Genomic DNA, 12,719 nt, shown 5'->3' on the forward strand with positions numbered 1-12,719 from the left:
TTCGCGGGCCGCCTCAGTCCGCCGCCGGCAGGTCGCCTTCCGCTGCCGGAGGCCGGCGAGCGTGCCGCCTTGCTCGCTCTGGAACGGCCGGTCGCCGGGCTTCAGGCCCTCCGCGCTTCGATGTGGCCGCGTGCCGCCCCCATTGTCCGAGCCCTCCCATGCCGCCAAGGACGGGGAGTTGCGTTCTGCTCACGCGAGGATTGTGGCCACCCGGGGTGGAGCGCACTATTCAACTCGGATCGGAATGCTGCCGCCGGCGCCCGAGTCTCGAACAGCTCACGGTATGCCTTGCCGTCGACGACCCAGCGAACGGCGCACGCGGCCTTGCGCTGGCCGTTGCAGGTGAGGATCTGGCACCCCCCGACTACAGGCTTCAGTTTGACGCAAAGCCTGCGAGGTCAACTCCTCTCCGGCTAGCGTGCTCATATGCAGAGGCGGAAGAACTACAGGGACGTTCTGTTCTCGGTTGAGACGGTGAGGGCCGCCGTACAGTCGTTCCTTGCGCTGGGGGAAATCGAAGTCAGGGGAGTGACGCGAGAACTGGCAAGGGGGGATGATCACTGGAATTTCGACTCCGACGAAGAGTACTTTGCCGAATACAGAAGCGGCTACACCGAAACGACCTTCAGCCTCAGGTGTTCTGATGGATATACCCTCCGCCTCTCATCCTCGCTTCTCCTGAAGACCACGATCTCCGTATCCGCCCCCTCGCGCGCCGAAATCGAGAGGGTGATCGACGTATTCGACCGGGCCGTCGAATCCGGAGAGTTCGAGCGATTTCAGCGGACCCGGAAGGCCAGCACCGGAAAGAAGAAGGACTATCGGGACACTCTGTTCTCCACTGAGACACTCAAAGATGCACTTCTGAGCTTCGCGTCCCTCAAGAGTGTGCAAGTCCGTTCGGAAACGCGAGAACTGACGCGCGGACAAGAGAGCTGGGAGTTCGATACCGATGAGGAATTCTTTGCGGAGTACCGGCGAGGGTTCCAAGGCGCATCGTTGACGCTGCACTGCGACAATGATCACTACTTTCACGTTCGCTTCTCGGAAATCACCTCAGGTACGACCGTTTCGATCAAGGCTCCCACCCGGGCCGAGGTCGAGGGGGTCTTTTGGGAGTTTGATCGTATGGCCGAGTCAGCCAGGATCGCGCGACCGGAAAAAACCGAGGCGCAACCCTCACCTTCCATATTCATCGGCCACGGCCGCAGCGCGGCATGGCGGGACCTTAAGGATCACCTGGTCGAACAGCAAGGGTACTCGGTACAGGCCTACGAGACGGGGGCACGCTCCGGGCACACGATCCGCGACATCCTGGACGACCTCCTCAACAGCAGTTCCTTCGCCATCCTGGTCTTGACGGGGGAGGACGAGCTGAGTGGTGGGGACCTCCGCCCCCGACAGAACGTGGTCCACGAGCTGGGTTTGTTTCAGGGAAGGCTCGGATTTCCCCGTGCGATTGCCGTGGTCGAAGAGACCATCGACCTCTTTTCGAACATGGACGGAGTTCAGCAGATCCTTTTCTCCAAAGGTGAGATCCGCCAAGTGTTCGGCGATGTGCTGGCAACGCTTCGTCGTGAGTTCGGTGACTCCCGCTAAGGGCTGTCCCGCAACCAGGCGTGGGAGTTCGGCCTGGAGCGGATCATGGACGGCCTGGAGGCCCATCTGGCGAAGGGTGGGGGGTGAGGTCTACGGCGCGCCGACGGGGGCGGGCAGGGAGCGCAGCCAGTCGAGCAGCAGGCGGTTGACCTCCTCGGGGCGCTCCTGCTGCACCCAGTGGCCGCAGCCTTCGAGGATGTGGGAGGCGGACAGCCCGGGGAGGGTGACGGGGAATGCCTTGATGGCGTCGGCCATCCACTTGGTGGTGGCGTCGAGTTCGCCGCCGATGAAGAGGGCGGGCTGGGTGAGCGGGGCGCCCTGCCAGGCGGCGAGGTCCTCCCAGTCCCGGTCGACGTTGCGGTAGCGGTTGAGGCCGCCGGTCAGGCCGGTCCGCTCGAACTCGTCGGCGTAGAAGTCGAGGTCGGCCTCGGTGAGCCAGGTGGACGGGGCGGGGCCGACGGGGAAGCGGTCGGAGAGCTTCCCGCCCGGGGGGACCGAGAAGAGGGGGAGGCCACTCCGGGCGGAGGGGGACGGGGCGCCGGAGTCGGAGGCTGAGGTGCCGCCGGACGGGGATGCGGCCTCGGAAAGGGGCGGGGCGTCCGTGTCGGACGGGGACGTGGCGTCGCCCGACAGGCCGGCGTAGAAGCCCGCGAGCCAGCCGCGGACATCCGGTTCGATCTCCGCCTCGGCCCGACCCGGTTCCTGGAAGTAGTTGATGTAGAACTCCTCGGCGCCGCCGAGCATCGTGAATGCCTCGGTGGGCCGGAGCGCGCCCCGGGGCGAGTAGGGCACGCTCAGCAGCGCCACGGCGCTGAAGAGGTCGGGCCTGAGCAGCGCCGTGTTGGCGGCGATCGGCGAGCCCCAGTCGTGGCCCACGATGACCGCGGTCTCCTCGCCGAGGGCGCGCAGCACGCCGACGTTGTCGGCCACATGGGCCAGCATCCGGTAGGCCGGGATGTCGCGGGGCTTCGACGAGCGGCCGTAGCCGCGGACGTCGATGGCGACCGCCCGATAGCCGGCGGCGGCGAGCGCGGGAAGCTGGTGGCGCCAGGAGTACCAGGACTCGGGGAAGCCGTGGACCATCAGGACGAGGGGGCCGGTGCCCTGCTCCACCAGGTGGATGCGGCCGCCGGGGACCTCCACCGAGCGGTGCACCGCGTCCGGGAGCGGGGTAGCGGGCGGGGTGGGCGTCGGCCGGGCGGGCTGCGACATGCGTCCTCCTTGGGGGCGGGGGTGACCGGGGGCTCTCACAGGCGCTGCCGGTCCATCCTGACCGCTTCACCGCGATCATGGGGCGCGTTTCACGGCAATGGCTCCGCGGCGCCGCACCCCAACGCCCCCACGCCCCGCGCCCTCGCGCCCCTACAGCCGCACCGTCTTCCTGGGCTGCTCCTTCGCCCCCGTCAGCAGGCCGTGCAGTGTGGCGAATTCGTCGACGCACTTGGCGGTGCCGTTGACCACGCAGTCCAGGGGCTCGTCGGCGACCGTCACGGGGACGCCCATCTCCTGGCGCAGCCGCTGGTCCAGGCCGCGCAGCAGGGCGCCGCCGCCGGTCAGCGCGATACCGCGCTCGATGATGTCGCCGGAGAGCTCCGGCGGGCAGGCGTCGAGGGTGCGGTGGACGGCCTGGACGATCGCGTCGACCGGTTCGGCCAGCGCGTCGCGGATCTCCTCCTCGGTGAGCTCCTGGATCCGGGGCAGGCCGCTGACGTGGTCCCGGCCGCGGACGGTGTACGAGGCGCGGCGGTCCGGTTCGCCGTCCTCGTCGACGTCGATGGGCGTCCAGGCCGCCGAGCCGATGGCGATCTTGATGTCCTCGGCGGTGCGCTCCCCGATGGCCAGTGCGTGCTTCTTCTTGACGTGGGCGGTGATCGCGGCGTCCAGGGCGTCCCCGGCCACCCGTACGGACTGCGCCGTGACCAGGCCGCCCATGGAGACGACGGCGACTTCGGTCGTGCCGCCGCCGATGTCCACCACCATGCAGCCGACCGGCTCGTCCACCGGGAGGCCGGCGCCGATCGCCGCGGCCATCGGCTCCTCTATCAGGTGCACTTCGCGGGCGCCGGCGCCCCGGGCGGAGTCGATGACCGCGCGCCGCTCGACGCCCGTGATGCCGGACGGGACGCAGATGACCACCCGGGGCCGGGAGAAGCGGCGGCTGGGCAGGGCCTTCTTCATCAGGGCGCGCAGCATCCGCTCGGCGGCGTCGAAGTCGGCGATCACGCCCTCCCTGAGGGGGCGCATCGCGGTGATCCCGGAGGGCGTGCGGCCGATGGTGCGCTTGGCCTCCAGGCCCACGGCGATGACCTCGCCGGAGGCGTTGACGGCGACGACGGACGGTTCGTTCAGCACCACGCCCTTGCCGCGGGCGTACACCAGGGTGTTGGCGGTGCCGAGGTCGATGCCTATGTCGTACGTACCGGACGAAGTGCTGGACGCCATGGGGAGTTCGTGTGCTCTCTCGCGACGGGGACGGGGGTGGGGCGGGTGGCCGCGCCCCGGGGCTTGTGGAATTAGGGGCTTTGCGCGGCAGACGACCCCATTGGCCGCCAATGGGGTTCAATGCGGGCAATTAATAAGACTACTGAGGGCCCGGGTTGGTTCCCGGCATCGCCGGGTCACCTGCCGGCGACGCCGGGGACAGCGCCTCCGCCAGGTCGTCGAGGGCCTCCAGCAGCAGGTCGGCGGCGCGCACCGCGACGCCCTGGCTCTCGTCCTCGGCGTCCCAGCGCTCCCACACGGCGCGCAGCGCGCTCCAGTCCAGGTCGCGCTCCTCGCGTACGGCCTGTGCGGCGCGCTCCAGAGCGGGGCGCAGTGCGGCGGCGAACGCGGCGGCGCCGGCGGAGGGTTCGGCGTCCTTGTCGGGGAGGTGGGCCTCCACGATCATCGTGACCCGGCCCATCGTGGCGAGCGCGGCGCTGGCCGCCTTGGCCGCGGTGAGCGACAGCCCGCGATGGCGTACGGGCTCCTTCTCGGCCCGGGCCTCGCTCTCCTCCCAGGCCGCGCGGGCGGCGCGGGCGTCCAGCAGGGCCTCGCGCACCTGCCGCGGGCGGCGCCCGGCGGGTCGGGCGTAGGTGTCGAACACCGCCAGTGCGTAGCGCCCGTTGGTCTGAAGCCACTCGGCGAGGCGGTCGCGCAGCCTGGGTGTCTCCCAGGCGGGGAACAGCGCGTACGACAGCATCGCGAGCAGTCCGCCGACCAGGGTGAGCACGATGCGCTCCTGGACGGTCTGCTCCCAGCCCTCGCCGGCGACGCCGAGCAGGAAGACGACGTAGGCGGCCACGCACGCCGAGGTCACCGAGAAGCCGGTGCGCATCAGCAGGTACATCAGCCATACGCAGACCACGGCGAGTCCGGCGCTGAGGTACTGGCTCGGGTGCGCCAGGGCCATCAGCGCGCCCGCCACGGCGACGCCCACGAGGGTGCCGCTGAAGCGGGCGACGCCCCGGGAGTAGGTCTGGGCGAAGTCGGGGCGCATCACCATGACGGAGGCGAGCGGCGCCCAGTAGCCGTGGCCGAACGGCAGCGCGGTGCCCAGCAGATAGCCGGCGGCCGCGACCGCGGCGACCCGCAGCGCGTGCCGGAAGATGTGCGAGGACCAGCGGGCCTCGCGGCGCAGGGCGCGCAGCGCGACCGGTACGAGCTTGGGGACGCTGGGGCGCAGCAGATGACTGCCTTCTTCCCGCCCGCCCGGCCCTCGTTCCGCCTCGGTGGTGGGGCGGGTGGCCTGGACCGGCTCGTCGGTGAGCTCGACGGCGTCGGCGAGCAGGGAGATCAGGCGGTAGGCGGAGCGGCGGGCGGCGCCCTTGAGCATCGGCCCGGTCGCCGGGACTTCGAGGGTGGCCATCGCCTCGGGGGGCAGCCGTACGGGCTTGGCGTGCCGTACGGCGTGCGCGACGGCGTCCAGGACGGTGGCCGCGGCGCCCAGCAGGTCGCGGGCGCGGTCGCGTTCGGGGCCCTCCAGGGGAGCGCCGACGACGGGGTCGGCGAGGGAGGCGAGGACCGGCCGGACGCGCTCGGCGAGGCCGCGGGGGCCGTGCAGCTGGACGGGGCGGCGCCGGGCCTGACGCGGCGTCACCGTGGAGGCGAGCCGGGCGTCCATCAGGGGCGCCGGGTCGAAGGCCGCGACCGGGTCCTGGCGCAGCCGGCGGGCGTAGTCCGCCTCGGCGGCCAGGGCGTCGGCGAGCGCGTCGCGCTGGGTGCCCCAGGGGCGGACCGGGAAGACGACGATGAGGGCGGCCTGGACGAGACCGCCGAAGAAGATCAGGGCGGCGTGCACCAGGGCGCCCAGGACGGTGGTCGGCAGGGTGACGGTGACCAGCATGATCGCCACGGTCTGGGTGCCGGCCAGCCCCGATACCGGGCCGATCGCCCAGGCCATCCCCGCCAGGAAGGTCCAGCCGGCGAGCAGCAGGACGAAGGCGACGGTATGGGCGGCGGCCAGGTAGCCGAGGAAGGTGGAGACCGCCAGCGCGCCGGCGACGGCGAGCGCGAGGACCGGGCGCGGCCGCATGCTGCGCTGGAAGGTGACGATGCCGGAGGCGAACGCGCCGAAGGCGGAGGAGACCGCCAGGGTCGGATCGCCGCGCCACAGGCACAGCCCGATGACGATGGCGACGCCGGCCGAGCCGCGGACGGCGATCAGCGGGGTGAGCTTGGTCCGCTCGATGGTCAGCCCGGAGCGGGCGGCTTCCTTCAGCGCACTCGACCAGGTCATAGCGGCAGGATACGGGCCGCGGCCGGCGGCTCCGCAGCGGCGGGGACGGGTCCGTCCGCGCGCGTCCGGGCCGCCGCACGTCGGGAAAATCCTGGCAAACCGACCTTCCGTTCCACGTAAAACATCCCAGGTCACAAGGGGATTGCCGGATTCCGGTGCGGGCGGTGCGAGCAAGCCGACACCCCGGAGAGGAAACCTGTACCCGCCCCGGCCCCCTCTTGCCCGGTGTCCGGGACGGCTCCCGGGCGGCCGGGAGGGCTCCCGGCCGGTTCGGCAAGGAGAAGGCCCCGTGCGCACAGCCCTGTTCCGTCCGGTGATCGCGCTGATCACCCTCACCGTGCTCGCCGCCACCGCCGGCTGCGGCAGCGGCGCCGCGCCGGCCTCCCCCGTACGGTTCGGCGACGGCCTCAAGACGGGCGCCGCGCTGCACACCGGCCCCAAGGGGAGGCACTCGCTGGTGCAGTGGCCCACCCGCCCGATCACCTTCACCGAGCAGAGCCGGGTCGGCGGGGCCGGCCGGAACACCCCGATCGGCATGACCACCCTGCACGGCCCCAAGTCCGGCTTCACCGGCAAGGTGTGGGTGTGGGCGCCGCCGGAGTACTACGACAAGCGCAACGCCGGCAAGGGCTTCCCGGTGATGGAGGCGCTGCCCGGCTCCTACGGCTACCCCGTCAACTACTGGATCGGCTCCGACCTCAAGCTCCAGGAGAACCTCGCCCAGTGGTCCCAGAACGGCACCAGCCTGCCGTTCATCGTCGTCATGCCGGTGCTCAACCCCGACAACAAGCAGTACTACGACGGCAGCGACATACCGGGCCGGCCCAGGATCGGCACCTGGCTCAGCCAGGACGTGCCCGACCTCGTACGGCAGAACTTCCGCACCCTCAGGACCCGCGACGCCTGGGCGATCATGGGGTCCTCCTCGGGCGGGTTCGCGGCGCTGAAGAACGTGCTGCAGAACCCCGGCACCTTCAAGGTGGCGATCCCCAACGGGCCGGACATCGTGCCCGACTCGCCGCTGTGGAACGGCCACGCCCGCGAGGAGCGGGAGAACAACCCCGAGGTGCTGGCCCGCCGGCTGATCGCCCGCGGCGGCCCGCCGGTCTACCTCGCCTTCCAGGACGGCTCCCAGGAGCACACCGTGCTGCCGAAGGTCCGCAGGTTCATCGCCCAGTACGGGCACGGCCCGGTGCGCACCCGGCTGCAGATCGTCCCCGGGGGCACGCACAGCGCGGCGACGTACGTGCGGGGCCTGGGCGAGGGCACGATGCGCTGGGTCAGCGCGCACATGCAGGGGCCGACCGCCTGACCGCGGCGGCCGGCCCGGGGCGGCGCGGCCGGACACCCGGCCGCGCCGCATGCCCGCGCCCCGCGCCCCGGCACATCCGCCCGCACCCCGCCGTCACGACACCACGTCCTTACGGGCGAAGCCCCGGAACGCCAGCGCGCACAGCACCAGCGCATACGACACCGAGACCGCCGAGCCCTGGATCATCCCGGCCCACTCCATCCGGGGCTGCAGGGCGTCCGCCCAGGAGTACTGCCAGTGCGCGGGCAGCGCGGCGCGCCAGCCGCCGAGGGCGGTGACCTGGTCCAGGACATTGCCGACGATGGTCAGCCCGACGGCGCCGCCGACCGCGCCCAGCGGCGCGTCGGTCACCGTCGACAGCCAGAACGCGAGCGCCGCGGTGACCAGCTGGCTGACGAAGACATAGCCGACCACGACCGCCAGCCGCACCACCGCCTCCCCCGCCGGCAGCGCGCCGCCGGTGGGCAGTTGCAGCGGCCCCCAGCCGTAGGCGGCGGTGCCCACCGCCAGGGCGACCAGCGGCAGCAGCAGCATCGCGGCGGCGCTGAAAGCCAGCGCGACGGTCAGCTTGCTCAGCAGCAGCCGGGCCCGCGGGACCGGCGCGGCGAGCAGATAGCGCAGCGAGGACCAGCTCGCCTCCGACGCGATGGTGTCGCCGCAGAACAGCGCCACCGGGACCACCAGCAGGAAGCCCGCCGAGACGAACAGCGCGGTGGCGGCGAAGTTGGCGCCGGAGGCGGTGGCGCTGTCCATCAGGGTGATCCGGCCGTTGCCGCGGGTGCTCGGGTCGCCGCCGATCGCGAACGCCGCCACCAGCACGAACGGCAGCAGCGCCAGGATCGCGGCGATCACCAGCGTGCGCCGGCGGCGCAGCTGGCGGCGGGCCTCGACGCGCAGCGGGAGGGTGCGGCGCGGGCGGTAGCCCGGCGCCCGGGCCGTGGTGGTCGCGGTCATCGGTCGCCTCCGATCAGGGTGAGGAAGGCGTCCTCCAGACGCCGGTGCGGGCCGATCCGGTCCACCGCGATCTCCAGCCGGAGCAGCTCGGTCAGCAGCCCGGTGGTGCTCAGGGTGCCGTCGAGCCGTACCAGGAGGCCGCCCTCGGCGCGTACCGCCGAGGCGACGCCCGGCAGCGCGTCGACCTTCTCCACGACGGCGTCGCCGACCGGCCGCGCGACGCCGACCAGCAGGGTGTCGCCGGAGCCGGTGATCTCTTCGACCGGCCCGGCCCGCACCAGCCGCCCGCGGTCCATGACGACCAGATGCGTACAGCTCTGCTCGACCTCGGACAGCAGATGGCTGGAGACGATGACGGTGCGTCCGGCGGCGGCGTAACGGATCATCACGTCCCGCATCTCGCGGATCTGCGGCGGGTCCAGGCCGTTGGTCGGCTCGTCGAGGATCAGCAGATCCGGCAGGCCGAGCATGGCCTGGGCGATGGCCAGGCGCTGCCGCATGCCCTGGGAGTAGGTGCGCACCGCGCGCTCCAGCGCGTCGCCGAGGCCGGCGATCGCCAGCGCCTCGTCCAGGTGCGCGTCGGCGGCGGGCCGGCCGGTGGCCTGCCAGTACAGCTCCAGGTTGGCCCGGCCGGACAGATGCGGCAGGAAGCCGGCGCCCTCGACGAACGCACCGACCCTCGACAGCACCGGGGCGCCCGGCCGGACCGCCTGCCCGAAGATCCTCACCTCCCCGGCGTCGGGCGTGATCAGGCCCATCAGCATCCGCAACGTGGTGGTCTTGCCCGCGCCGTTGGGCCCGAGCAGACCGAGCACCTGCCCCGCCTCGACGCCGAAGGACAGCTCCCGTACGGCATAGCGGTCCGCGGACCCGGCGTAGCGCTTGCTCAGCCCGCTGATCCGCAGCGGGACATCGGCGAGCGCCGGATCGGGGGCGGGCGCGGCGGTGCGGCGGCGACCGGTGAGCAGCAGCAGCGCGGCGACGACCGCGGCCGCGGCGGGCAGCGCCCAGGTCCAGGCCGGCAGCGGGGCGGCCGCACTGCGCACCTGGGGCGCGGTGGGCACGCTCAGCACGCCGCCGCCGTGCAACGCGACGGTGTAGGAGGCGGGTTCGGCCGGCGAGGCGTAGCCGAGGTCGGTGGCCGAGAGCACCAGCCGCAGCCGGTGCCCGGCGGCGAAGTCGTGGTCGACGGCGGGCAGCCGGAGCCGGACGGTCCTGCCCTCGTCGGCGCCGACGATGCGGTACGGCGCGACGAGCTGGGCGGGCAGCACCTGTCGGCGGCCGTCGGGGGCGACGTCGTAGAGCTTGGCGAAGAGCACCGCGTCCGGGGACTCGGACCGCACCCGCACGGTGGCGGTGGGACTGCCGGTGAGCCGGACGGAATCGGTCAGCGGCGCCGAGTCGAAGCGGGCGTACTGGCCGGGGAAGTCCAGGGACAGACCGCCGGTGCCCAGGGCGGAGAGATTGCCGAGCGCGCCGACGCCGGGCACCGCGGAGATGGCGGGCGGACCGGCGCCGGCCGGATTGCGGAAGGTCTGCGCGGGGCCGGTGAGCAGGATGTGCCGCGCGTTGCCCGCGAGCCCCGGGTAGCCCTCCGCGCTCGCGCCGCGCAGCCGCACCGCGCCGTCGGTGGAGTCCACTCCGCCGGTCCGGCTGATCCGGAACGCCGGCCCGGTGTCGGCGCCCCTGTCGCCCTTGAGGTAGCGGTCGAACCAGGTCTTCGTACGCGCCTGGAGCCGGGCGCTCTCCCGGTCCCCGCCGTCGTGGCCGCCCGAGATCCAGTCGACGTCCACCGGCGCCCCGTTGCGCCGGATCGCCTTCCGCGCGGCGTCGGCCTGGTCGAGGGGGAAGAGCGAATCGGTCTGGCCCTGCATGAGCAGGGTCGGCACCTTGATGCGGTCGCCGACGGCGGACGGGCTGCGGTCCGCCAGCAACCGCCGGGCCGCGGCGTCCGGTACGCCGCTCTCCGCGACCCGCTCGTACATCCGGCACAGCGCGGGCTCGAACTTCCCGCAGCCGCCGGATGTCGTGGGGACGGCGCCCGGCGCGCCGGCGGGGGCGCCCGCCGAGCCGGTGGTGAAGAAGATCCCCGCCCACAGCTTCTTGAACACCCCGTGCGGGAAGAGCGCGTCGGCGAGGCTCCAGTAGGTGATCTGCGGGGCGATGGCGTCGACGCGCCGGTCGTGGCCGGCGGCCAGCAGCGAGATCGCGCCGCCGTAGGAGGCGCCGGCGACGCCCACCCGAGGGTCGCCGGCCTTGTCGAGCCGCACCTCGGGGCGCTCGGCCAGCCAGTCGATCAGCCGGCTGACGTCGGCGACCTCGCCGCCCGGGGCGTTCAGCCCGATCTTCCCGGTGGACTTCCCGAAGCCGCGCGCGGACCAGGTCAGCACGGCGTACCCGTCCCGGGCCAACTGCTCGGCCTGCGGCCGCAGATCGGCCTTGCTGCCGCCGAACCCGTGGCCGAGCAGGACCGCGGGCCGCCGCCCGCCGGAGCCCTGCCGCGCGGTGAAGAAGGAGGTGTCGATCCGCACCTCCCCCTTGCCGCCGGGCGTCCGCGGCATCGCCAGCATCCGGTCCTCGCGGTGGACGACGGGCGCCGCATCCGAGGAGGCGGCCGCCCAGGTGCCGCCTCCCGCCAGCACGGCCAGCGCGCCCACCGCGGCGTACAGCCGCCGGCCGCGCAGTCTGAGACCTCGGAGATCCATACCGGAAATCCTAGGTACCGGCCGCCGCGTCCGGCCGGTACCCCGGAGTGAATCCGGCGGTCCCCCCAGGGAGTAGGGTGCGCCGGTCCCGTACCACGAACGCGGTACGGGACCGGCGCGAAGGGGCCGGGGAGCCCGGACAGACGGCCGCCCGGCACACCGCTCTGCGCGGGTGCCGGGCGGCCGGTCGATGCGTCAGTACTGCGGCGGTCCGAAACCGCCCTGCGGGGGCGGTGGGTTGCCGGGCGGCTGCCAGGCGGGCGGGGCCGGCGGGACCGGCGGACCGGGCGGCGGCATCTGCGGGCCGGGCGGCGCCATCTGCGGGCCGGGCGGCGCCATCTGCGGGCCCGGCGGCGGGACGAAGCCGGGGACGGCGAACTGCGGGGCCTGGGCCGGCGGGTACCAGGCGGGGGCGACCGGCTCGCCCCGGCCCATCAGCACCAGCAGCGCCACCGAGCCGAGCAGGTCGAGCAGCAGCTGGACATCGCCGATGATGCTCATCCCCGGCATGCTGTCGCTCAGCTCGAACAGGGCGCCGTTGCCGGCCAGCCCGATCACCGTCAGCAGGGCGTTGGGCAGCGCCACCATCGACAGCCCGATGGCCAGACCGCGGGCCGCACTGCCCCGCATCAGGCTGTTGAGCGCGGCCAGCGCGGTCAGCACGAGGAACACCAGGGTGGACCAGCCGGGCGACATGGCCAGCAGGGAGCTGAGCACGCCCCGGCCGAGGTAGAGCATCTCGAAGGAGCCGGTACCGCCCTCCACCAGCATGTAGAGGATCCAGGCCACGTTGGCCAGGACCATCGCGCCGAGCAGCAGCCCGGCCACCATGCCCGCCGCCGGCGCCGGGCGCATCGGCGGGTCGCTGGGGGAGGTGCGCGGCCAGGACCGCATACCGGCGAGCAGCACGATGCCGGCGACGACGGTCACCAGGAACAGCAGCACACTGCTGATGAAGACGCCGTCGAACGTCGAGGTGCCGGTCTCGGCGTGCAGGAACCACTTGTCGTCGCTGGTGTGGCTGCCGACGCTCACCGCGGCCTGCAGGGCGGTGGCCCAGGTGAAGGTGGTGGCGACGGCCAGCAGCCCGCCGGCCACCCGCTGCCCGGCGAACGCGGCGAGCGCCGCCGCCAGCTGCACCACGGCGAGGCCGAGGTGGAAGGGCCCGGTGACCTGGTTGGTGCCGCCGCGGCCCTGGAAGGTCCAGGAGTCCCAGAGACCGACGATGCCGAACTCGCCGACGTCGACGGCCAACCAGTACGCCGTATAGAGGAAGAACAGCAGGCAGAACGCCCCGCCGGTGATACGGGCGCCCTTGGCGAGCGCCATGGATTGGTGCATTGCTTCCCCCGATGGTGGTGGTGTGCGGCGAGGATGCACGGTAGCAACGGGCCGAACCCCCTGCCGAGGGGGTCCGGCAAGGGGTTCGGCA

General features: G+C 72.7%; 8 protein-coding genes. 2 read left to right on the forward strand and 6 right to left on the reverse strand.

The features are described 5' to 3' along the window. The first annotated feature begins 426 nt into the window (after positions 1–426). Positions 427–1,599, forward strand: coding sequence for a TIR domain-containing protein (locus ACZ4NB_RS30010; protein WP_467666186.1), 1,173 nt, complete (start codon positions 427–429; stop codon positions 1,597–1,599). A 90-nt stretch (positions 1,600–1,689) separates the two neighbouring features. Here ACZ4NB_RS30010 and ACZ4NB_RS30015 read toward each other — a convergent pair whose 3' ends face one another. The 3 genes from ACZ4NB_RS30015 to ACZ4NB_RS30025 all read right to left on the reverse strand — a co-directional run bounded on the left by ACZ4NB_RS30015 (position 1,690) and on the right by ACZ4NB_RS30025 (position 6,316). Then, positions 1,690–2,811, reverse strand: coding sequence for an alpha/beta fold hydrolase (locus ACZ4NB_RS30015; RefSeq protein ID WP_467666187.1), 1,122 nt, complete (start codon positions 2,809–2,811; stop codon positions 1,690–1,692). Between the two features lie 150 nt (positions 2,812–2,961). Beyond that, the gene (gene mreB, locus ACZ4NB_RS30020) at positions 2,962–4,041 is read right to left on the reverse strand and encodes a rod shape-determining protein MreB (RefSeq protein ID WP_467666188.1); all 1,080 of its coding nucleotides are present in this window, start codon (positions 4,039–4,041) and stop codon (positions 2,962–2,964) included. 139 nt (positions 4,042–4,180) lie between these two features. Then, positions 4,181–6,316: an FUSC family protein gene (locus ACZ4NB_RS30025; RefSeq protein ID WP_467666189.1), complete on the reverse strand. Its 2,136-nt coding sequence runs from the start codon at positions 6,314–6,316 to the stop codon at positions 4,181–4,183. 289 nt (positions 6,317–6,605) lie between these two features. Here ACZ4NB_RS30025 and ACZ4NB_RS30030 point away from each other — a divergent pair, with 289 nt between their 5' ends. Beyond that, positions 6,606–7,628, forward strand: a complete 1,023-nt coding sequence (locus ACZ4NB_RS30030; protein ID WP_467666190.1) for an alpha/beta hydrolase — start codon at positions 6,606–6,608, stop codon at positions 7,626–7,628. Positions 7,629–7,721: 93 nt separating this feature from the next. On the opposite strand, the gene ACZ4NB_RS30035 is transcribed toward ACZ4NB_RS30030, so the two are convergent. From ACZ4NB_RS30035 to ACZ4NB_RS30045, 3 genes are all read right to left on the reverse strand, one after another. After that, on the reverse strand, positions 7,722–8,582 hold the full coding sequence (locus tag ACZ4NB_RS30035; RefSeq protein WP_467666191.1) for an ABC transporter permease: 861 nt from the start codon (positions 8,580–8,582) through the stop codon (positions 7,722–7,724). Further along, a complete protein-coding gene (locus tag ACZ4NB_RS30040) occupies positions 8,579–11,287 on the reverse strand; it encodes an alpha/beta fold hydrolase (RefSeq protein WP_467666192.1) in 2,709 nt (902 codons plus the stop codon). The genes ACZ4NB_RS30035 and ACZ4NB_RS30040 overlap by 4 nt, the downstream gene beginning before the upstream one ends. 195 nt (positions 11,288–11,482) lie before the next feature. Then, complete coding sequence (locus ACZ4NB_RS30045) at positions 11,483–12,628, reverse strand: hypothetical protein (protein WP_467666193.1); 1,146 nt, start codon at positions 12,626–12,628, stop codon at positions 11,483–11,485. Between the last annotated feature and the right edge of the window lie 91 nt (positions 12,629–12,719).

The organism is Streptomyces sp. NPDC026575 (assembly GCF_055567415.1).

Excerpts from the sequence above, each read along its gene's own strand:
- ACZ4NB_RS30015 (WP_467666187.1), bottom strand. The coding sequence starts at position 2,811 with ATGTCGCAGCCCGCCCGGCCGACGCCCACCCCGCCCGCTACCCCGCTC.
- ACZ4NB_RS30040 (WP_467666192.1), bottom strand. The coding sequence starts at position 11,287 with ATGGATCTCCGAGGTCTCAGACTGCGCGGCCGGCGGCTGTACGCCGCG.
- ACZ4NB_RS30035 (WP_467666191.1), bottom strand. The coding sequence starts at position 8,582 with ATGACCGCGACCACCACGGCCCGGGCGCCGGGCTACCGCCCGCGCCGC.
- ACZ4NB_RS30025 (WP_467666189.1), bottom strand. The coding sequence starts at position 6,316 with ATGACCTGGTCGAGTGCGCTGAAGGAAGCCGCCCGCTCCGGGCTGACC.
- ACZ4NB_RS30045 (WP_467666193.1), bottom strand. The coding sequence starts at position 12,628 with ATGCACCAATCCATGGCGCTCGCCAAGGGCGCCCGTATCACCGGCGGG.
- ACZ4NB_RS30010 (WP_467666186.1), top strand. The coding sequence starts at position 427 with ATGCAGAGGCGGAAGAACTACAGGGACGTTCTGTTCTCGGTTGAGACG.
- mreB (WP_467666188.1), bottom strand. The coding sequence starts at position 4,041 with ATGGCGTCCAGCACTTCGTCCGGTACGTACGACATAGGCATCGACCTC.